The sequence below is a fragment of the Streptomyces sp. NBC_01166 genome, from assembly GCF_045039765.1.
Lineage (GTDB): Bacteria > Actinomycetota > Actinomycetes > Streptomycetales > Streptomycetaceae > Streptomyces.
This window is the reverse complement of sequence record NZ_CP108613.1, coordinates 8584260-8608138: the sequence shown is the minus strand read 5'-3', so window position 1 is coordinate 8608138 and position 23879 is coordinate 8584260. Positions and strand designations below refer to the sequence as shown.

Below are 23879 nucleotides of genomic sequence, written 5' to 3'. Positions count from 1 at the left end.
ATCAGCGCCCCTCGTTGTCGGTGGTCCGGGCGGTGCCGTCGAGGACGGACCGTCGGAGGTGCTCGGCGGCGGCTGCGACGCCGACGGAGCCGCTCACCACCTCGTCCAGGAGGTCGTCGATCAGCGCATCCGGCAGGTCGTCCGCCGCCTCACCCTCCGGGGCGACGGGAAGGGTGTCCGGCAGGCCGCCGTCGACCGGCCGCTCCGCGATCCAGTACCGCTCCCGGGCGAAGGGGTAGGTGGGCAGCGGGACGATGCGCGCCGCCCCTGCCGGGTGGAGGCTGCCCCAGTCGATCTCGAAGCCGTGCACCCACAGGTCGAGGACCTTGGCGTACTGGCCGTTGGCCAGCCACGTCCCGACGACCGCGCTCATGTCCGCGTCGGCGGTCAGAGCCGTCAGCGCCCGGTCGGCGCGTGCGGCGCGGCCGCGGTGCAGCCCGGAGGCACCCCGGGGATGGTCCACGAAGGCCTGCAGCCGGTCCTTCAGCTCGGCGAACGAGCCGACGACCGTCCCCAGCCGCTCGCTCATGGCCTCGCGTCCGACCTGCAGGGTGTACGCGACATCGGCCGGCGAAGCCCCGGTCCGCTCCGCTTCGGGCAGCGCGCCCAGCAGGCTGCGCGCCTGGTCCCGCAGCCGCTCCTGGTCCTTGGCGGACAGAACGACCACGACTGGACCGACGGTCCTGACGGTCCCGGGATCCGGCTGATCGGGGACGTACTCTTCGATCACCGCATGGGCGTTGGAGCCGCCCGCGCCGAAGGACGAGACGCCGGCCCGGCGGGGCACCTCGGAGCTGACGCCGTCGACGGTGACGACGGGACGCTTCCATTCGGCGCCCTTGCGCTGGACGACGAAGGGCGTCGCGTCGAAGTCGATGTGCGGGTTGACCTCGTCGGCGTGCAGGCTGGGGGCCAGTTCCCCGTGCCGCATCTGCAGTACGACCTTGAACACGCCCGCGATACCGGCGGCGGCCTCGGCGTGGCCGATGTTGCTCTTGACCGAACCGATCGCGCAGTACTGCAGGTCCCCGGTGTCCTCGGAGAACGCCCGGGTCAGGCCGTTGACCTCGATCGGGTCGCCCAGCGCGGTACCGGTGCCGTGCGCCTCGACGTAGCTGATCGTGCGCGCGTCGATGCCCGCCCGGTCGAGCGCGTCCCGCACGACCCGGCCCTGGGCCACCGGATTGGGCACGGTGTAGCCGTTGGTCGTCCCGCCGTGATTGATGCTGGTGCCGCGGATGACCGCGTGGATGTGGTCGCCGTCCCGCTCGGCGTCCTCAAGCCGCTTGAGTACGAGCGCGCCCACGCCCTCCCCGGGGACGAAGCCATTGCCACCGGCGCCGAAGCTGCGGCACTTGTCCTCGTCGGCGAGCATCTGCAGACCGCTCAGACTGACGTAGCTGGAGGGATGCAGGTAGAGGTTCACCCCGCCCGCCACCGCCAGTTCGCAGTCGCCGTGCAGCAGGTGCTCGCACGCCTCGTGGAGCGCGGTCATCGACGAGGAGCACATCGTGTCGATGGGCATGCTCGGACCGTTGAGGTTCAGCTTGAACGAGACGCGGTTGGCTGCCGAACCGAAGGAGGTGTAGGGCTGGGCGGTGTCGCCTCGGTGCCATCGTCCGGGACCGTAGAGGTTGTGTCCGGCGCGGGTGATCCCCACGAAGACGCCGACACGGGAGCGGTGTTCGCGCTCCAGGCGGCTCCGGGTGTAGCCGGCGTGCTCGACGGCCCGCCACGCCTCCTGGAGGAACAGCCGCTCCTGCGGGTCGATCTCCGTGGCGTCGTTCGGCGTCATCTCGAAGAACAGCGGGTCGAAGTCGGCGAATCCGTCGAGGAAGGCGCCCCACTTGCTGTAGCTCCTGCCCTTCGCTGCGGCCTCCTCCTTGTCGGGCTCGTAGAAGCCGTCGAGCGGCCACCGGTCGGCGGGGATCTCCGTGACGGTGTTCCGGCCCTCGCGCAGTACCTCCCAGAACGCGTCGAGGTTCTCTGCCTGGGGGAAGCGCGCGCTCATTCCCACGATGGCGATGCCCCCGGTGCGCGCGGGGAGCGGTGCGGGGCGAGCCGCCGCGCGGGCGGGCCCGGGCCGCGAGGCCGGCTCGGCCGGAGCCTGCGTGGTGACCTGCTCGGGGGTCGCCGCGGCCCCCCGTTCGGCGGCCGGGCCCTGGTCCACTCCGAGGGCGCGGGCCACGGCCTCGCCCCGCTCGGTGACGAAGTACTCCGTCAGCGCCTCGATCGTGCGGTACTCGAAGAACAGGGTGCTGCTCGTCTCCCCCAGATCCTTCTTGAGGCTGGTCAGCAGCTGCAGGATGAGGATGGAGTCGATGCCGTAGGCCGACAGCTGCTCGCGGGTGTCGATGGATCCGGCCGGGATCAGGAGGGTCCCCGCGACCAGCTCCTTCAGATAGGTGCGGACGGCGTCGCCGAGTACCGCCCCGTCCCTGGGGGCTGCTTCAGCCGGCGCCTCCGGCTGCGCGGCGGCGGTCGGTGCTCCGGTGGGAGGTACGGGCAGCGGCGGGGCCGCGGACCGCGGCTGTTCGCCGCGGGGCCGGCGGATCACCCCGTCGCTGAAGCCGACCACCACTTGCTGGCCGAGCGGGTGCGCGTCGCGTGCGGGGAACTCGACGCCTTCGAAGCCCTCCCACTCCATGACCGACTGCCAGGTCCCGGGCCGCAGGCCGGGGCCTCCGGTCTCGCGCAGATCACCGTCGTGCAGCCACCAGCCGTCCAGCAGCGCGAACGTGAGCATCCCGAAGACGGTGTGGCCGTCGATCTCGTTGACGACCACACCCCCACCGGTCCGCAGCAGCGCTTTGCTGTTGCGCAGGGACGTGCGGATCTCCTTGGTGGCGTGCAGCACGTTGGTGGCGATGACCAGGTCGTACCCGCCCTCGTCGAACCCCTGCTCGGCGGCGGACCGGCCGGCGTCGAAGGTCTCGCAGCGCAGGAACGGACTGCGCGCGCCGAACTCCCGCCGGCCGTACAGGAGGAACGCCTTGGAGACATCGGTGTAGCAGTACTCGCCGATGTGCTGCTGGTAGGGCTGGAGCCGGCGCAGAACCGTGGCAGTGGTGCCGCCAGTTCCGGCACCGATCTCGAGGATGCGGACGCGGGCCGCGGGATCCTGCGCGATCCGGCCCTCGACGAGGGCGACGACGCAGTCGCCCACCACGTCGTTGAAGTAGTCGGCGATCATGTTGTTCTTGTAGATCCCCTCGACCAGCTCGAGCGAGGAGCCGGGGAAGATCACGTCTACGGCGGCGACCGTGCCGGTGAGGACGTCCGGCAGCGCGCGCAGCGTCCTGTCGACCAGGTCGACGGACGCGCGCAGTTCGGGGTCGGCGAGCCATTCGCCCCGGCGGCGCTCCCATTCGGCAGCGGTGGCGTCGGGATCGACGGGGCCCGCCGCGGGCGCCCGGTAGCGGCCCTCGGAACCGCTCGCCGTGAGCCAGCCCTGACGCGCGAACAGCTTCAGGGTCTCCGACGCCCAGCGGTCGTACTTCTCCGGCATCCCGCCGGCCCGCCGCAGGGAGTCCGCGTCGACGGTTCCCGTCCCGATCCAGCCGCGGCCGTGCAGCGCGCACCACAGGAGCCGCAGGAGCAGCTCGTCCAGCAGCCGCAGCTTGGACTTGGCCTGTGCCTCCACCGTCCGCAGCTGGTCTCCGCTCCCGGGCAGCAGCGGTGTGAGCGACTCGCCGCGGTACGCCGCCGGGCCCAGCACGCGGAGCGTTTCGTGATCGCTGAAGCCCTCGAACCGCCCGGGCTCGCTGGTGTTGAGGTAGGCCATCTGCCCGAGCGGAGCGGCCAGCAGCCGCTCGACCGCGTCCATCGCCAGCGCGGGGTCGATGTCGCCGAGGCCCTCGAGCCGGTAGATGCGCTCCCGCACGTGCTCCGGCACGTCGAGTCCGCTGCCGACGGAGCCCCAGAAGCCCCAGTTGACCACCTTCACGGCGTACGGACGGGTGCCGGCGAGCCGGCGGGCCAGGGCATCCTCGAACGCGTTACCGGCCACGTAACTGCAGTAGCCCCTGGACGGGTTGACCGATGCGATCGAGGAGAAGAAGAGCACGAAGTCGAGGCCGTCGGCGTCGAAGACCTCCGCCATGCACACGCTGGCGTCGACCTTCGCACTCAGGCCCTGCCGGAACTGCGCCTCGGTCGTGTTGGGCAGGCTCTGGTCCACCAGGCCGAAGACGGACTGCACCACGCCGTGGACGGTGCCGAACCGCTCCTGGATCCGGGCGTGGGCGCTCCGCAGGGAGTCCATGTCGGCGGCGTCGGCCCGGACGTACCACGGTGCCCGTCCCAGCGCGGCCAGCCGGTCGATCTCCGCCCGGATGCCGGCGTCCTCCTCCCGGCGGCCGATCCAGACGACCTGTGCCCGGTAGCGCCGGATCAGGTCCTCGCTCCAGAGCCGGCCGATGCCGCCGGCCCCGCCGAGGACGACGTAGACCCCGCCCTCCTTGTACGGCGGGTGGGCCGGTTCGGGCAGCTCCACCTGGTACAGGCCGCGACGGAACCACTGGCCGTCGCGCAGCGCCCGCACGGTCGGGGCCGGGGCGGCGAGCAGGGCCCGGGCGGGCAGCTCGTCGGACACGCCCAGGTCGAAGGCGCCCAGGCGCCAGGCGGGCAGTTCCTTCGCCATGACCTCGGCCAGGCCCAGCACGGCTGCGTCGGCGGGGAGCACCGGTTCGCCCTGGCGTACGGGCTGGGTCTGCCGCGTGACCACGGTCCAGGTCAGTTCCCTGTCACCGTAGCCCAGTTCGAGCAACGCCTTGATCAGGCGGAAGAACGCCATCACTCCGGCGTCGGTCCGCCGCAGCAGCGCGTCGGACTCCGCGCCCTCGTCCGTCGGGGAGAGCCATACGAGGTGGCGGACGCCGCCCGCACCCCGCACCTGCTCGGTCAGTGACCCCGTGCTCGCCGAGCCGTCGGCGACGAAGTGCGCGTCGGGGCACTCGGCCGTCAGCGCGGCACGCTCCGCGGCGCTCCCGCCCACGACGAGGGTACCGCCGCGGAGGTCCCGTCCGGGGCCCGGCTCCGCGGCCCGTTCCCCCACCCACAACGGTGCCAGCGCCAGATGGCCGGCGCCTGTCCGCGGGCGTGGCGCGGGCGTGCGGTCGGCGGGCCGAGGGGACGCGGTGCCGCGGGAACCGCCCTCCGCGGGCAGCCAGTGGCGCTGCCGTTGGAACGGATAAGTCGGCAGGGGGACGCGACGGTACGTGCCGCTCTCGAAGAGCTGCTCGTACCGGAGCTGGTAGCCCTGCAGGTAGAGGACGCAGACGGCGTCCAGGTGCTCCCGGCGGGCAGTCCCGGTCACGCCCGTGGCGCACGCCCGCAGGCAGCTCTCGCCGAACTGCGCCAGAGCGCGCTGCGGGCTCACCGCGTTCTCCGTGAGGTCGGCTGTGCGCACCTCTTCCTCCCGTCCGTCCGTAAGCCAGCGGTCCAGCGACGCCGCCAGGTGGGCGGTGTCGCGGACCACGCACGCCAGCCGGACGGGGCAGTGCCGCCGGCCCCGCAGCAGGGTCGCGCTGACGTCGCCCAGGTCCAGGTCGGGATGGCGGCGCACGTGCGCCACCAGCCGTTCCGCCTGCGTCCGCAGCTGCTCCGGGGACAGGGCGGACAGCACCACGAGGTGCTCCTGTGCGTTCGCGGTGTCGCGGCGCGCCGGGTCGGGGGCTTCCTCGACCACGACGTGGGCGTTGGTCCCGCTGAACCCGAAGGAGCTGAGTGCCGCGCGCCGGGGCTGGCCCGGCTCGGCCGTCCAGGGGCGGTGCTCCGTGTTGACGTAGAACGGGCTCCCCGTGAACTCGATGTGGGCGTTGCCCTGTTCGAAGTGCAGGCTGCGCGGCAGCTCGCGGTGGCGCAGGGCGAGCAGGATCTTGATGAGTCCCGCCATCCCCGAGGCCGGCGCGGCATGCCCGATGTTGGTCTTGACCGAGCCGATGGCGCAGTACTCACGTCGGTCGGTGTAGTGGCGGAACGCGCGGGTCAGCGCCTGGAACTCAATGGGGTCACCGAGCTGGGTGCCGGTGCCGTGCGCCTCGACCAGCTGGATGCCGGCGGGGTCGATGCCGAAGGTGTCGTAGACCTGGCGCTCCAGGCGTTCCTGCGCCTTGGCACTGGGCGCCGTGATGCCGTTGGACGTCCCGTCCTGGTTGATGCCCGATCCGCGGATCACGCCGTGGATGTGGTCACCGTCGGCGAGGGCGTCCCGCAGCCGTTTGAGCATGACGACGCCGACGCCCTCGCCGGGGACGAAGCCGTCCGCACCGTCCGCGAAGGTGTGGCACTGACCGGTCTCCGACAGCATCCCGGCCTTGTGGGCGTTCAGGTAGTAGTCGGGGGCGCACTGTACGGACACTCCGCCGGCCAGGGCCGTCTCGACCTCGCCCGTACGCAGAGCCTGGCACGCGAGGTGGAGGGCGACGAGCGAGCCGGAGCACGCCGTCTCGACGGCGATGGCGGGACCCTGCAGATCCAGGAGGTAGGACAGGCGGGCCGGGGTGATCGCCGCGGCGTTGCCCCACATGGCCTGGGCCGGGGCGTCCTCGCTGTAGTCGCGCAGGTAGTCGCTGACCTGGGTGCCGATGTAGACGCCGCAGGACCGGCCGCGGACGGCGTCGCCCGCGTAGCCGGCGACCTCCAGTGCTTTCCACGCCTCCTCCAGCACCACCCGCTGCTGGGGGTCCATATAGGCGGCTTCGAGGCCGGATATCTGGAAGAACAGGGGGTCGAACTGATCGATGTCGTCCATCAACGAGGCGTATCGGGGGTGGGACGCGCCCGGCGCCACGAAGGCCGACATGTCCCAGCGGGAGATCTCGCCGACCAGACTCCGGCCCTCGGCGAGGTGCTGCCACAGCTGGTCGGTGTCCTTGGCCGTGCCGAACCTCCCGCTCATGCCGATGATGGCGACCGGCTCGCCGGCCGGGTCGGTGCCGGCCGCGGACACCGCCGGTCGCGGCATGCCCGTCGCGGCGGGCGCGGCTACTGCGGGCTCGGCTCCTACGGGCGCGGTCGTCACTGCGGGCCCCGCTGCTCCGGGTGCGGTCACTGCGGCGGGCGGGGCCGGCGGTGGGGGAACGGCCGCCGGGGCCACAGCGGGCGCCGGCACAGCCGGGAGCGGCGGCGCCACGTCGAGGTGGTGCTCCGCCACGTAACCCGCCAGCGCGCGCACCGAGCTGTGGTCGAACAGGTCCGTGACGGAGAGCGAGATGCCGAGGTCGGCGCCGAGTTGCTGTGTGAGTTCGACGCCGAGGATGGAATCCACGCCGTAGTCGGCGAAGGAGTCCTCCTCGGAGATCTCCCCCCGGTCCAGGCCCAGCGACGTCTCGAGCCGTGCGACGATCACGGACCGCACCCGCTCCCGCACGTCGTCCGCACTCCGCGGTGCGGGGTCGGGCGCGCCGGTCCGCGCGCCCGTGTCGGCCACCACGATCTGGTGGCCGGCGTCGTGCACGGGAGCGGCGGGGAAGGACACGGTGGCGAAGCCCTCCTCCCCCAGCACCTGCTGCCAGGTTTCGGGGGCCAGCCCCGGGCAGCCCGGTATACGCAGTTCGGCGTCCCCGTAGCGCCACCAGCCGTCGAGCAGGCCGAAGGTCAGGTGCAGGAACGGGGTGCGCAATGCCAGTTCGTTGAGGACGAGGGCGCCGTCCGCGCCCAGCAGTGCCCGCGCGTGCCGCGCGGCCGCCCGGACGTCGCGGGTCGCGTGCAGGACGTTGGTGGCGAGGACGATGTCGTAGCCGCCTTCGTCCATTCCCTGTTCCGCGGGGGCGCGCTCCGCGTCGAACAGCTCGAACCGCAGGTACGGGTGGTCGGCGGCGAACTCCTGCCGCCCGTTGCGCAGGAAGTACTGGGAGACGTCGGTGTAGCAGTACTCCGCCATACTCTCGCGGTAGGGCGTCAGCCGGCTCAGTACCTTCTCGCTGGTGCCGCCAGTACCGGAGCCGATCTCGAAGATGCGGACGCGGTGGCCGGGGTCGCGGTCGAGCAGGAGCTCGACGCGGGCCGCCACCAGATCCGCCACGAGCTCGTTGAGCGCCGTGGCGCTGTCGCAGTCCTGGTACACCCCGCGGACCAGTTTCATCGACGACGCGGGGAAGATCACCTCGGTCGCGGCCCGTCGGCCCGCGAGGACCTCGGGCAACGCGCGGACCACCGGATCCAGCAAGTTGACGTAGGGGTTGGTGCCCGCGCACTGCCGGCACACCCCCTCCCAGCGCCGCCACACGTCTCCACCGTCGAGACGCGCCCGGTCGGTCAGGGTGTAGCGCTCGGGGCTGTACTCCAGGTAACCGTGCTCCGCCAGGATGCGCAGGCTCTCGGTGAGCCAGCGGTCGTAGCCGCCATCGGGATCGAGGGCGGCTCTCAGGTCCGCGACCGTCCCGCCGGCGCGGTCCATCCCCAGCGTCCGCAACTGCAGCAGCAGCAGTTCGCAGAGCAGGTCGTCGTCGAAGCCCCGGGCACTGCCGGAGTCCGCGAGCACGCGCTGCAGCCGCTGGTCGGCCGGACCGTCGGACCCGGTGGGGCGGGAGCCGTCATCGGCCCCTCGATCAGCCGTGGTCTTCTCCAGGGCGAGCTGGTGGTACGGCCCGGAGAGCAGGAGGTCCAGCGCCGCCATCCCTTCGGCGGGTTCGATGGAGCCGATGCCGCTCTGCTCCATCCGCTGCTGATACGCGGACGAGGCGACGACCCCGACGCTCCCCCAGTAGCCCCAGTTCATCACCTTCACGGTGGTGGGTCGGGTCTGCTGCCACAGCCGGGCGAACGCGTCCTTGAAGACGCAGCCGCACACGTAGTTGCTCTGCCCCGCGGATCGGTGGAAGGAGTTGGTCGAGGAGAAGAACAGCGCGAAGTCCAGCGGCTCGTCGGCGAAGACCTGCGCGATCCGGACGCTGATGTCCACCTTCGCGCGCACGGCGGCCCGGAACCGTTCCTCCGGCATCCTGGCCACGCTCTGGTCGAGCAGCGCGAGCGCCGAGTGGACGACGCCGTTGATCTCGGGGAAGCGCGCCTTGATCCGCGCGACGGCGGACGCCAGCGACTCCCGGTCGGTGGCATCGGCCTGCAGGTACCAGGGCGCCGGACCCAGGCGGGACAGTTCCGCGATCCTGGCCCGGATGGCGTCGTCCTCGGCACGGCGGCCGATCCAGACCACCTGTGCCCCGTAGGTGCGTACGACGTGCTCGGTCCAGACCGCGCCGAGGCCGCCGGCGCCGCCGATGACCACGTAGACCCGGTCGCCTCGATAAGGGACCGCCTGCGCGGGGAGCGCCTCGAACGGCACCGGTGCCAGGACCTGCCGGAACCAGCGCCCATCGCGGTGCGCCCAGCTGCCCTCGGAGGGCTCAGCCGGCAGCCGTAACGCCTCCCTCAGCACGTCGTCCCGCAGCGCCTCCACATCGGCCGGCCGCACCCGCCACCGCGGGTTCTCCTTCGCCAACGACCCCAGCAGGCCGTGCGCGCCGGCGTGGGTCGGGTCGATGCGGTCGGTGTCGACGACCTGCTGGCTGCGGACGGTCAGGGCGGTCCACCGCAGGTCCCGCTTGTCGTAGCCGAGGGCCAGCAGCGCCTTCGCCAAGCGGAAGCCGGCGTACACCCCCGCCTCCTGGCCGGCGATCAGGTCCTCGCTCTCCGGCAGCACCGTGGTGCCGCCGCTCGCGATCCACACGACGCTGTCGTAGGGCCCACCACGCGCGAGCCGCTCGCGCAGACCGTCGACGGTGTCCTCGGCCCGCAGGAGGACCACGTCCACGTCCTCCCCGGGCCCGGTGAGGGCAACGGCCAGTTCCTCCGGGTCCGCGCCAACCAGCAGCGTCCGGCCCCGTGGCCCGTCGTCGTCCGCGGACAGGGCGGGCTGGGCCGGCTCCCAGCGCGGTTCGAGCAGCACCGGGCCCCCGGCCTCGGAGGCGGGCCGCCGGGCCGTCGGCGGCACGTCGGCCACGGCGCGCAGCGGCCGGGTGCTGAAGGCCCGGAACCGCACGCGGACTTCGCCCTGCGCGTCGCACAGGTCGACGTCGAACGTGTCGCCGCTGTCGGTGGTGCTCCGGAGCCACGCCCACATAATCGGTTCGCAGGGGCCCAGGATCTCCACCTCCTCGACCGCGTAGGGAAGGCGGAGGTCGGTGCCGTGTCGCAGGCCGATGGACGCCTGCAGTGAGGCGTCCAGCAGCCCCGGGGGCAGCACGTGGGTTCCGGGGCCGTACTCGGGCGCCTCGGGCAGCGCGAGTTCGGCGAGGACCTGGGCGTCCCCCACCAGGAGTCGCCTCAGTCCCTGGAAGGTGGGCCCGTACGCGATGCCCTGGCGCCGGTAGACGAGGTACGCCTCCGTCGCGGCCATCTCGTAGCGGTCGCACTCGGTGCGCAGGGTCTCGAGATCGAGCCGCGGCCGTGTCGCCGGTGCGGCGCCGGACTGGATGCGGCCCTGGCTATGCACGACGGGGCCGTCGGTGCCGGGCGTCAGGATGCGGTAGGGGGTTCCCGCGGCGCCGTCCGCTTCCAGTTCGACGGAGAGGTCGAGCGGCGTGTCGGCGACCCTCACCGGCCGCAACCACACGACGTCGCGGAGCGTGACGGCGACCGCCGGGGAGTTCCGCTGGGCGGGCAGCGCGGCGTGGGCGGCGCGGGCCAACTCCAGGTGGGCGACGCCCGGCAGGATCTTCTCCCCGGCCACGACGTGGTCGCGCAGGAAGGATTCCGATCCGGTGAGCACCGTGTCGAACCGGCGGCCCATCGCGTCGGCACGACCGGGCGCGGCGGCGAACATCCCGTCCGGGGTGGGCCGTGTCGTGCGCGGGCGCCACAGCCGCTTGCGGGCGAAGGGGTAGCCGGGCAGCGCGACCGGTGCGGTGCGGCGGCCGCCGAACAGCCGGCGCCACGCCAGGTCGTACCCCTGGCAGTACGCCCGCGCCGCAGCCCGGAGCGCATCCCGGAGAGCGCTGTCGGCCTGGTCCGGTTCGGCTGCCGCCTCCAGCAGGCGTTCGCCGGCCTGCCGGGCCGCGACACTGGGCGCGAAGTCCTTCGGCACCTCCCCGGTGAAGACGTCGGGGTCCTGCCCGTCCGCGCCCTGCGAGCGCAGCAGGCGCACCGCCTCGGCGCGGTCGCGGGCCACCACGGCGCAGCGGTGCCGGAAGTGGGATCTGCCGTCCAGCAGGGTCGCGCCGACGTCACGCAGGCTGTGCTGGTGGCGGGGGTCCTCCAAGAAGTCCACCAGATCGGCGACTCGCTGCCGCAGCGACTCCTCGGACTTCGCCGACAGGGCCAGCAGGTGAGCGGGCATCTCCATGACCTCGTCCTCTTCGCGTACCGGGCGACTCTCCACCACCATGTGCGCGTTGGTGCCGCTCATGCCGAAGGAGCTGATGGCGGCGATCCGTCTGCGCCCGGCTGCCTCGGGCCACGCCCGGTTCGCCTTGTTGACGAAGAACGGGCTGTTCTTCCACTCGATGTACTCGTTCTCCTGGGCGCAGTGCAGGGATCCCGGGATCGTCTCGTGGCGCATGGCCTGCAGGACACCGATGAGACTGACGAGTCCGGAGGCGGCGAGCGTGTGCCCGACGTTCGGCTTCACCGACGTCAAGGCGCAGTACTGCCGCTTGTCGGTGAAGCCCCTGAAGACGTCGTTGAGCGCGTTGACCTCGACGGGGTCCCCGAGTCGCGTGCCGGTCCCGTGGGCGACCACGTACTCGATGTCGCCCGGGTCGATGCCGTGCCGCCGGTAGGTGTCGCGCAGCAGCGCGCTCTGGGCATCGCCGTTCGGGGCGGTGATGCCGTTGGACCTGCCGTCATAGTTGATGCCGCTCGCGCGGATGACGCCGTGGATCCGGTCGCCGTCGGCCACCGCCGCCGACAGCCGCTTCAGCACCACGACGGCGACGGCCTCGCTGAGGACCATCCCATTCGCGCGCCGGTCGAAGGCGTAGGTGACGCCGTCCTCGGACAGCATGCCGGCCTGCCGGGTGCGGGTCAGCAGTTGCGAGGTCGTGATCAGGCTGACTCCGGCGGCCAGGGCGACATCGGACTCACCGCTGCGGATGCTCGCACAGGCCTGGTGCGCGGCCACCAGCCCCGACGAGCACGCCGTGTTGATGGCCATGACGGGACCGCTCAGGTCGAGCAGGTACGACAGGCGTGCGGCGAGGATGCCGTCGTGGTTGGCGGTGACGCTGCCCGCCGCGGGGTCCGGGGTGTCGTAGTCGCCCTGCTCGACCCCCACGAACATGCCGATCCTGCGGGTGGCCGCGGGCGTCCAGCCCGCGTCCTCCAGGGCGCGCCACGACTCCTGGAGCAGCAGCCGCTGGCGCGGGTCGAGGGTGCGGGCCTCGTTGGGGGATATCTCGAAGAACAGCGGGTCGAACTCGTCCGGAGCGGACACCTGACCGATGCGGACGGCCGCGAAGGGGCTGTCGTGCGGCTCGCCCCACAGGTCGAGGCGCTCGCGGGCGACCGGGCGGACGACGTCGCGGCCCTCCGCCAGGACGGACCACAACTCGGCGGGGTTGTCGGCGCCGGGGAACCGCCCGCTCATGCCGATGACGGCGATGGCGTCGTCATCGGCCGTTCCCTGCCCCCGCACGCCGCGGTCCGTGCCCGGGTCCGGGGCGGGCCCGGCTGCGTGCTCCGGCCCCGCGCCGGGCCGCGGCCGGTCGGCGGGACCCGGCTCGTTCGGCGGTGCGGGCTGCACCGGGGCGGGGGCGTTCGGCACCGGGGCGGGGGCGGCAAATACGGCGGAAGGCTCGTCCGCGCCGCGGTCGCCGTAGAACGCGGCCAGGAGGTCGCGGTGCTCGGTGGCGAAGTACTCCCGCAGTTTGCGCAGCGTGGAGCGGCTGTAGAAGACGGCGGGGGTGACCGCGACGCCGTAGTGCCTGCCCAGCCCGGTGGCCAGACCGGCCAGACTCACCGAGTCGAAGCCGTAGTCGGCGAGGTTGTCGTCCTCGTAGAGCCGGTCCGGGGACAGGCCGACCGCGGCGCTGACGATCTGCCGCAGGTCGTGGGCCAGACGTTCCCCGACGTCGGAGGTCGGCACCCTGGTCGTGCCGCCCACGACCGCGGGGGCGGCCGGCCGGGCCGCGGTCGCCTCCGGTGGCGTCGGGGTGCCGGCGGGCGGCGTCAGCCCCAGGAAGCGCGCCACCCGGGTCGGCTTGCCGACCACAATCAGGTGCTGAGCGGCGTCCTGGGACAGCAGCCGCTCGAACAGGGCGAGGCCGTCCGCGGTCTCCAGGAAGTCCTGGCCGCTGGACTTCAGCAGCATCGTGGTGGTGTCGGGGTCGAAGCCCATGCCGCCCTCACGCCACAGCGGCCAGTTGACGACCACGGTCCGGCCGGAGAGCCGACCCGCCCGCACCTCGGCGTCCCGGTGTCGTGCGTAGGCCATCTGGAAGCGGTTGGCGACCGCGTAGTCGCAGGTGCCGAAGTCGCCGATGACGGCGGCGGAGGAGGAGAAGTAGCAGACGAAGTCCGGTTCGGCGCCGGCCAGCACCTCGTCCAGGACCATCGTCCCGCGCATCTTGGGGCCGAGGACGTCCGCGAAGGACCGCAGGTCCTTCTCCAGGACGCTGCCCTCTCCCTGGACACCGGCCGCGTGGATGACTCCGTGCAGGGCCCCGAAGCGCTCCCGCGCCTGGGTCACGGCCCGCTTCATGGCGTCCGCGTCGCAGCCGTCCGCCTGGACGTACAGGATCCGCCGTCCGGCGGCGAGGCCGCGCAGCGCCTCCTGGCGTGCCGCGTCCAGCGGAGAGCGGCCGGTCAGGACGACATTGGCCGCATAGTGCTCCACGAGGTGCCGGGCCACGATCAGTCCCAGCCCACCGCAGCCGCCGGTGATCAGGTAGGTGCCGCCGTGCCGGAGGGCGCAGGGGCGGTCCTCGTCGAGCGCGGCCTCTCGCAGGCGGCTCACGAAGCGGCCGCCGGAGCGGTACAGCGCGCTGACGGGCCGCTCCTGACGCAACTCGGCGACCAGCCGCTCCATCCAGGCCGCGGTGTCCGCCGACCGCAGCGGATCGGCGGCGTCCTGGAGCACGGCCACCACGGACAGCGCGGGCATCACCATGCCCAGCGAGCGTTCGAAGCCGAGATGCGCCTCCAGCAGCGCGCGCTCCCGGCCGTCGCGGTACTGCCCCGCCACCACGAAGCGCCCGGCCTCGAGCCCGGCGCCGGCGAGTGCCTGCAGCGTCAGGACGACGTCGCTGAAGTCGTCGGTGGCGGCACCGGGTTCGAGCGCCTCCAGAGTCACGACCGCGTCGATGGGCGCCGGCCCCGCCGCGATCTCCCGGAAGGCCTCCAGGTAGTCCTGGGCCACACCGCGGCGGACCTCGTAGCGGTGCAGGTCAGGCTTCCGGAAGGTGTCGCCGCGTCCGATGAAGGCCGTGTGCAGGCCGGGGCTGAGGGCCCCGACAGCCCGCGCGACCGCCGCCTGACGCTCCGCTCCGGTGCACAGGAAGACGATGCCCCGCAGCGCACGCGTGGCGCTCGCGTCCAGGGCCGCGGGTTCCCAGTCCTCCACGAAGGCGAGCGGCCGGGTCTCCTCCACGGCGGTGGCGCGGGGTGCGGGCGCCGGGGTGCCGGCCGCCCCCGCCTGCGGCGGCTGCAGCGCGAGCGCGGGGGGCGCGTCGAGCCAGTGGCGTTCCTGGACGAACGGGTAGGTGGGCAGGGAGATGCGACGCGGTTCGGCGCTGCGGGCCAGGGCGGTCCAGTCGAGGGCCAGGCCCTTCACCCAGACGTTGGCCAGCTTGTCGAGACGGCCCTGTGCGAGCCACTGCCGTACCAGGTCCCGCATCTCCTCGTCTGCTTCGAGAAGGGCTACGGCGTCCTTGTTCTGCCGCACGCCTCCCCGGAAGACGTTCGCGGCGTCCTGCTCGCCGTCGACGAACGCGCGCAGGTGCGCCCGCAGCGCGTCCGGGCCGTCCACGACCAGGGCGAGGCGGTCCTCCATGGCCTCACGTCCGACCTGCAGGGTGTAGGCGAGGTCCGTCAGATCGGCGTCGCGGCCGGGCCCCTCCAGCCACATGAGCAGCGTCCGGGCCCTCTCCCGCAACCGCTCGTCATCCTTGCCCGACAGCACGACCAGCTCCGGATGCGGGGGCCGGGCCGCACGGGCCGGGTGGTTCTGCCCGGGCGGGTACTCCTCGATGATCACGTGGGCGATGGCGCCGTGGGCCCCGAACGACGAAACGCCGGCGATCCGGGGCAGGGACTGCTCCACCCCGTCGACGATGCGGGTGGGCCGCTCCCACGGCTCCAACCGGTGCTGGACGTAGAAGGGCGAGTTCGGGAAGTCGATGTACGCGTTCAGCTGCTCGGAGTGGAGGGAGGGCACGAGCATCCCGTGCCGCATCTGCATCAGGACCTTGGTCACCGCGACGATCCCGGCCGCACCCTCCAGGTGACCGATGTTCGACTTCACCGAACCGATCGGGCAGTACTGCTTCTTGTCGGTGTGCTTGCGGAACGCCCGGGTCAGGCCGCTGATCTCGATCGGGTCGCCGAGGGAGGTGCCCGTGCCGTGGCCCTCCACGTAACTGATGTCCTCGGCCGAGAGCCCGGCGTCGTCCAGTGCCGCGGCGATCATGTCCGCCTGCGCCAGCGGGTTGGGCACAGTCATTCCGTTCGTCTTGCCGCCGTGCACCGTCGCGACGCCGCGGATCACCCCGTGGATGTGGTCGCCGTCCGCGACCGCCTGGTCGAACGGCTTGAGCAGGACGCACCCGACGCCTTCGCCCGGTACGTATCCGGTCCCGCCCTCACCGAACGAGCGGCAGCGACCGTCCTCGGCGAAGAAGTTCATCTGGCTGAGCGAGACGTACTTGTTGGGGTGCAGCGACAGGTTCGCCCCGCCGGCGAACGCGAGCGTGGATGAGCCGTTGCGGATGCTCTCGACCGCCATGGCGATCGCGTAGAGAGACGAGGAGCAGGCGGTGTCGACGGTCAGGCTCGGCCCGTGCAGGTTGAAGAAATAGGAGACGGCGTTGGAGGCGGCGGCGCGGTCGGACAGGACGACGTCCTGTCCGCTGTACAGCTGGTACTCGTTCCACATCATGCCCAGGTAGACACCGACTTTGCGGGCCTTGTCGGGGCTCAGGGACTGCCGGGTGTAGCCCGCGTCCTCCATGGCCTCCCAGGCGGCCTGGAGGAACAGCCGGCTCTGGGGATCGGTCAGCGCGGCCTGCTGCGGCGACATGTTGAAGAACAGCGCGTCGAAGTTCTCGGCGCCGTCGATGAAGCCGCCCCACTTGCTGCTGCTCTTGCCGGGCGTCTTCTCGGCCGCGTAGTACGCGTCCTTGTCCCAGCGGTGCGGCGGGATCTCCTCGATGCAGTCCTCGCCGCGCTCCAGCACCTTCCAGAACTCGTCGAGGTCGCCCGCCTTGGGGTACCGGCCGCTGATGCCGATGACGGCCACGTCGCGCGAACGGCCTGCGGCCCGGCCGCTCAGCTCCTGCGCCGGCACGGTCCTGCCGGGACCCGCGGCGCCGGACGGCACCTGTGCGAACCGGTCCCGCGACGCGGCCGGCGCAGCGAGCACGGCGGCTGCAGGTGCGCTCGCGCCCACCGCCTGCGGAGCCGCCGCGGCGGGCTGGTCCAGTCCGAGCAACTCGGTCAGGCGCGCTGCCTGGTGCTCGGTGAAGTACTCCGCGAGCTCCTGGACCGTGCGGTACTCGAAGAACAGTGTCCCCGGAATGGAGGCGAAGTCCTTCTGCAGAAGCCGCATCAACTCCATGATCTGGATGGACTCGATGCCGTACTCCCCCAGCTCCGCTGCAGGGTCGAGCCGCCCCTTCGGAATGCCGAACACCTGCGACAGCCGGTCCTTGAGGTACTCGACCGTCCGGGCGAACAGCTCGCCCGAGCCGTCCCCGGCCCCGGGTTCCACGGCCTGAGTGGCCGTCGCGGGACTCGCTGCGACCGCAGCCACCGGCGCCGTTCGGAGCGCGGCCCCGGCCGGCTGCGCACCGCTGCGCCCGGCCCCATCGACGCGCAGGACCTTCTCGATCTTCTGACGCTCGCCCTTCGTCACGACGACCTGGGTCTCCTCGGACATCAGGATCTGCAGCAGCGCCCCGATGCCCTCCTCGGTCCGTAGCCCTCGCAGACCCGAGTGGTCGCGGTAGAGGGTCTTCGCCGGGCCGTCCTCGGCGAGCTCGCCGAGCATGCCGCCCTCGTCCCAGTACGGCCAGTTGACCGAGATGCTCCGCCCGTGCCGCAGGCCCTGTGCCCGAAGCTCCTCCCGGTGCTGGGCGTACCCGTCGAGGAACCGGTTGGCGGCGGCATAACTGCCCTGTCCGAAGTCACCGACGTAAGCGGCGATGGACGAGAACACGAGGAAGAAGTCGAGCGGGTGCGCGGCGGTCAGTTCGTCCAGGTGCAGCGTCCCGTACGTCTTCGGCGCCAGTACCTCGTCGAAACCGGCCCAGTCCACGTCCATGACGCCGGTGCCGCCGATGACGCCTGCACCGTGGAAGACGCCGTCCAGCTTGCCGAATCGTTTCTGGGCGGCGGCGAGCGCCGCGTCCACGCCGGCCCGGTCGGCCACGTCGCAAGCGAGGTAGAGGACCTCCGCCCCGGCGGCCTCCAGGGTGGTGATCTTCTCCCGCAGTGCTGCGTCCGGCTCCCGGCGGCCGAGCAGGACGAGCCGTGCCCGGCACTGCGCGGCAAGGTACGTGCCGAGGTGCAGCCCCAGGGCCCCGGCACCCCCGCTGATCAGGTAGACGCCACCCTCCTTCAGCGGCAGCTCAGCGGCGCCGCCGCGCGGACCCGCGGTCCACGGCCGCAGTACCCGCTCCGAGCGGGTACCGTCGGCGTCCCGGATCTCGTGCCAGCCCTGCGGGGCGGTGCTCTCGGCCCTGCCCAGTTCCCGCAGCACGCCGTCGGCGGTGGTGTCGGCGTCCCGCGCGTCGGGGATCTGCAGGCTTTCCACCCGGAACAGGTGATCGACCACCGCCATGGCCCGGCCGAAGCCCAACATTGCCTCGCCCGCCGCACGCTGCGGCCCTGGCTGCGCCGGCAGCACCGCCAGGTACTGGATCTCCTGTTCGGGGCCTGCCCGGTGCACGGCCCGGAACAGGTGCAGCAGACTCTCCAGCTCGATCGTGAGGTCGGAGGGGTCCCCGGTCAGCGGCCAGAAGTTGACGACGGCCCGCGGCAGCAGACCCCGTTCGTCCAGCGTCCGCAGGAGCCGTTCGAAGTCCTCGGGGCTGCGGCGGTCCACGGTGAACCGGTCCGGGCCCGACTCCTGGAAGGCGCTGCCGCTCCGTACCCGCACGACGGGGCCCGCGTACGTCGCCGCCAGCCGGCTCGGGCGCGGGTCCTCGTCGTCGAGGAGGAGCAGGAGGCGCCCCGCGCCCACGGGTTGCGCGTCATGGGTGGAGGGGATGTCCGCCCGGGTCCACCGCGACACGTAGTAGTGCAGCTTCTCGCTCTTGTCGGCCGCGAACTCCTTGAACACCAGACCGGTGAGGCGCACGCACTCGGTGCCGCTGTCGTCGCAGATCACGAGGTCGACGCTCATCGCGCCGTCCCGGGCGATCCGGTGGATGGTGGCGTGGCAGTAGGACCGGCGCGGAATCGGCGCGAACACCGCCAGCTCTTCGAGGCTGAACGGGATGCGCAGCACTCCGTCCTGCTCACCGATGCCCCGGAGGGTGTTGAGCGCCGCGTCGAACAGCGAGGGGTGCAGGGTGAAGCGGGAGTACTCCTCCTCCAGGCCGTCGTCCAGCACGATCCGGGCCAGCGCCTCGGTCTCGCCGCAGTACAGCGTCTCCATGGCCTGGAAGGTCTCGCCGTATCCGAAGCCCAGGTCCCGCAGGCTCGCGTAGATCTCGGCGTGCTCGCGTCGGCCGGTGCACCGCGCCTTGATCGCGTCAAGGTCGATCGCGCCTCGCGCCCGTGCGGGCGGGTGGGCGGCGTAGCCGGCCCGGCCCTGGGAGAAGACGGTGCGTTCTCCCGCGGTCCCGTCGTGGATGACGAACTCCAGCACGTCCGGTTCGAGCGGGGTCAGCTCGATGTGCACGGGACGGAAGGCACCGTCCAGGACGACCGGACGGCCCCAGATGATGCCGCGCAGGACGACGTCGTCGGAGCCGGTGGCCAGCCGGGAGGCCGTGTACGCCATCTCCATGTGGGCGACGCCGGGCAGCAGGATCTTCCCGCCCACGACGTGGTCGCCAAGGAAGAACTCGTTCGCCGAGAGCTGCTTGCTGAAGCGCTGCGCGTGGAGGGTGGAGTCGTTGGTGTCCAGCAGTGGGTGCACGGTGGCGGACGCGGGCAGGGCGTGCCGTGTCGCGCGGTCGGACCTCGCGGTGTCGGCCCAGTAGGTTTCGCGTGCGAAGGGGTAGCCCGGCAGTGACACGCACGGAAGCGGCCGGACGTCGAACAGGTTCTCCCAGGCCAGCTCGTATCCCTGGCAGTAGAGGTCGGCCAGGGCGCGGACCGCGTCCCGGTACCGGGCGTCGTCGCCTCCCGTGCGGGCCCGGCCTATCAGCTCGTTGCCGTGCTCGGTGAGCGCGTTCTGTGCGCGGAAGTCCCTTCCCGCCAGCCCGCGGAAGACCTGGGCGTCCTTCTTGCCGTCGAGAATCCGCTGCAGCAGCAGCTCGGCCTCTTCGGGGGTGGCCGCCACCAGCGCACAACGGTGCGCGAAGTGGTGGCGCCCGGCGAGCAGCGTGCTGCTGATCCGCCCCAGCCCCGCGTCCTCGGCGCCACCGGCCCGCAGGAAGGCGAGCAGGTCCTCGGCCCGGGTGCGCAGCGCGTCGTCGGTCTTCGCCGACAGCGCGAGCAGGTACGAGGGCCGGGTCACGGCCGTCCGCGGCGCCGCTCCGTCGCCATGGCTCTCCACCACGACGTGGACGTTGGTCCCGCTGATGCCGAAGGAGCTGACGGCGCCCACCCGCTCACGGCCCGGTTGGGCCGGCCAGGGCCGGGCCTCCTTGTTGACGTGGAAGGGGCTGCGCGCCCAGTCGATGTACTCGCTCTCCTGACCGGAGTGAAGGCTCGCGGGCACCGTGTGATGGCGCAGGGCCTGCACCAGGGCGATCAGGCTGACGACGCCCGAGGCGGCCAGGGTGTGCCCGACGTTCGTCTTGACCGAGGTCAGGGCGCAGTACCGGGTGTTGTCGGTGTAGCGGCCGAACGCCTCGGTCAGCGCGTTGACCTCGATGGGGTCACCGAGCCGGGTGCCGGTGCCGTGGGCGATCACATGCTCGATGTCGGCCGGGTCGACCGCGAACCGCCGGTACACGGAGTCGAGCAGGGCCACCTGCGCGGCCTGGCTGGGCGCGGTGATCCCGTTGGTCCGGCCGTCGTGGTTGAGGCCGCTGGCGGTGATGACGGCATGCACCCGGTCACCGTCCGCGAGGGCTTTCGCCAGCGGCTTCAGCACGACGGCGACGATCGCCTCACCCATCACCATGCCGTTGGCCCGCTTGTCGAAGGCGTAGCAGACCCCGTCGGGCGACAGCATCCCGGCCTGGGTGGCGTGCTCGTAAAACTGGGACCCTGCCAGCAGGCTGACCCCTGCGGCGACCGCGGTGTCGCACTCACCACTGCGCAGGCTCAGGCAGGCCTGATGCACGGCGGCCAGGCCGGCCGAGCAGGCGGTGTTGACAGTCAGCACCGGCCCGGAGAAGTTCAGGAAGTAGCTGAGACGGGCGGCCAGGATTCCGTCGTGACCGGAGGTCAACGTCTGCTCGTCCCAAGCCAGGCCCGGGTAGTCGCCCTGTTCGGCGCCGACGAACATGCCCATGGTGTGGTCGCGGAGCTGCTGCGCCCCGTACCCGGCGTCCTCCAGGGCCCGCCAGGCCTCCTGCAGCAGCAGCCGCTGCCGCGGGTCCATGTGCTCGGCCTCCCGGGGGGAGATCTCGAAGAAGAGCGGGTCGAACTCGGCTTCGCCGGGCAGCCATCCGCCCCTGACCTCCGACGCGCCCGCGGTCCCCGCCCAGCTGCCCCGCCTGTGCGCCGGAAGTGGCGCCACCGCGTCCCGGCCCTCGGCGAGCAGCTGCCAGAACTCCTCGACCGTGCGGGCCTGCGGAAAGCGGCCGCTCATGCCGATGACGGCTATCCGGTGGTCGAGGCCGTCGTCGGCGTCGGCTCCGGGAGCCGACGCGGGCCTGAACCCGGTGGCGGGCTCCTCTTCTTCCCCGGTGCGCGTCTGCGCCGCGGAGGCGGCGGTCTCGTCGGCGGACGCGTGCTTGCCCGCCACGGCGTCGTGCTGTTCCTCGATCAGATGATCCCTGAGCATCTCCAGGGTGAAGTACGTGTAGAAGAGCGACGGCGCGACGTCTATGCCGTAGTGCTCGCTCAGCCGGAGAGCGAGCTGCGTGTTGCCGACGGAGTCGCACCCGAGGTCGGCCAGCCGGTCCGCCGGGTGGATCTCGTCGGCGGCGAGCTTCAGCACGTCTCCGACGAGCTTCCGGATGTCCGCCTCGACCCGTTCCCGGACGTCCGTGCCCGTCCGCTCGGCGCGATGCCCGGGCTCGGTCAGGTCCGCCACGCGTTCCTCCTCCGTTGGGTGTTCCGATGCGTCGCCCCGCACGGGCGCAGGTGTCCCGGTGGCGGTGATCTCGTCGGTGGCGTCCGGTGTGATCCAGAAGTGGCGCCGGTCGAAGGCGTAGGTCGGCAGGCGAAGCCGCCGTCCCGGGACCGCCCGGAACAGCTCCGCCCACCGGTGGTTGCGCCCCCTGGCGAAGGATTCCGCCAGGTCCAGCAGCCGTTCGCGGTACTGCGCGGCGGAGAGGTCGGTGACGGCGTCGAGGACGGCCTCGGCAGCGGGCTGTGGTGCTCCGGCCGGTTCACCGCCCTCGGGGGGGTCCGCGGGCTCTTGGAAGCAGTCGTCGGCTCGCCCGGTCTCCAGCAGCACGGTCAGCTTCGCGCGGAGGTCGTCCCGGTCGCGCACGACCAACGCGGTTCGTCGGCCGAGGTGTTCGCGCCCGAGGAGCAGCGTGGCACTGAGGTCGGCCAGGTCCTCCTGGGCACCGTCGCCGTCGAGCCATTCGCGTACGTCGCGGATCCGCCGCCGGAGCGCCGTGCCGGTTCTGGCGGAGAGGCAGACGAGGTAGGCGTGATGGTCCTGCGGGACGGCCGGGGCGGTGGTGGGCGCCTCTTCGAGGACGACATGGGCGTTGGTGCCGCCGATTCCGAAGGAGCTGACACTCGCGCGGCGAGGCAGCGGCTCTCCGTCCTCCGACCGCGGGGGCTTCCACTCCTGCTGCCGGTCGGCGATGTAGAAAGGCGTGCCGTCCAACTCGATGCGAGGGTTCAGCCGCTGGAAGTCCAGCAGTCCGGGTATGCGCCGGTGCTCCATGGCGAGCAGCACCTTGAGCAGTCCGGCGATCCCGGCGGCGGCCTCGAGGTGGCCGATGTTTGGCTTGACCGAGCCCACCCCGCAGAAAGGATTCTCCGGCAGGTCCGCGGTCTCCCCGCACGCTTTGCGGAAGCCCTCGACTAGTCCAGCGATTTCGACCGGGTCGCCGGTCGGCGTCCCCGTGCCATGCGCCTCCACGTATCCGATGGTGTCCGGGGAGACCCCTGCCCGGGCGATGGCGTCCGCGACGACCTGTGCCTGCGCTTCGTCGCTGGGGTAGGTCAGGGTGCGGGTCCTGCCGCTGTGGTTCACCGCGCTGCCCTTGATGACGCCGTAGACGTTGTCACCGTCGCGCACGGCGTCCGCAAGGGGCTTGAGCAGGACGGTGCCACCGCCCTCCCCGCGTACGTAGCCGTCGGCCCGCTCGTCGAAGGGACGGCACGAGCCGGTGGGCGACAGCATGCCGGCCTTGGCGAACGACGTGTGCCGGCCAGAGGTCCGGACGAGGTTGATCCCGCCGGCGAGCGCGAGGGCGCACTCGCCTTGTTGCAGCGACTGGACGGCGAGGTGAACGGCGTGCAGCGAGGCGGATGACGCCGTGTCCACGACCACGCTGGGCCCGTGGAGATCGAAGAAGTGGGAGACCCGGTTGGCGATGACCGCACCGACCGTTCCCGTGGAGTGGTGCGCCGCGACGTCGCGGAGCTGCCGCTCCTGGAGCTCCTTGTAGTCGGAGTTGAAGGAACCGAAGAACACCCCGACGTCCCGTCCGGACAGCGCGCCGGGCGCGATGGCCGCGTCCTCGATACAGGACCAGGCCAGTTCGAGCATGATCCGCTGCTGCGGATCGGTGCTCTCCGCCTCCAGCGGGGAGAGGCGGAAGAACTGCGCATCGAAGGCGTCCACGTCGTCCATCAGGCTGGCCCACCTGCTGGGGCCGGAGTGCTCCGCACCTCCACCGGAAACGTCCGCTGCCTCGCCTCGCCCCATGTCCCAGTGTGCCTCGGGTACTTCGCCGACCTGAGACCGGTTGTTGCTGATCACGTCCCAGAACTGGCGGTGGTTGGCCGCTCCGGGAAACCGGCACGCGATTCCAATGACGGCAATGGGGTCGTACTGCGGCATCAGTGGAGACTCCCCTTATCGTTCGCGACGTTTTGGCGCAGCGCAACGACCGCCCACTACCGAACCTGGGCGCGCCGAACCGGCAGGACTTTCTCGTGATGAGCTGTTTTCGACGGTGCACGCTGCTCGGACGCACCACGGCGGACCGTCGGCCTGCGCCGGCGGCATGGCGCAGTCTGCGTTCGCGAGCTGCGCGCGACCATGGTGTCCGCTGTTCTTCCCTGTGGGGGGGCGCTTCCACCAGCCGCGATGCGGGCATGCCGATCGCGCCCGGGAAACACCCGAGATGCACCGGGGACCACGTCGCCCCCTACGGCCCGAGGCCAGCTACTGCGGTGACTCCACGGGCCTGTCTGCTCTCGCTCCGGTGACGTCACGCGAGGTGGCGTGGTGGCGTGGGTGCGGTCGTCACGCCCCGGTCACCGGATGTGAGGGTGCCGCTCGAAGTGCGTCTCGAGCCTCCGTTCAG

General features: G+C 72.0%; 1 protein-coding gene. It reads right to left on the bottom strand.

The features are described from left to right. Window position 1: 1 nt before the first annotated feature. A complete protein-coding gene (locus OG379_RS38925) occupies window positions 2-23410 on the bottom strand; it encodes an SDR family NAD(P)-dependent oxidoreductase (protein ID WP_405668152.1) in 23409 nt (7802 codons plus the stop codon). Window positions 23411-23879: the final 469 nt, after the last annotated feature.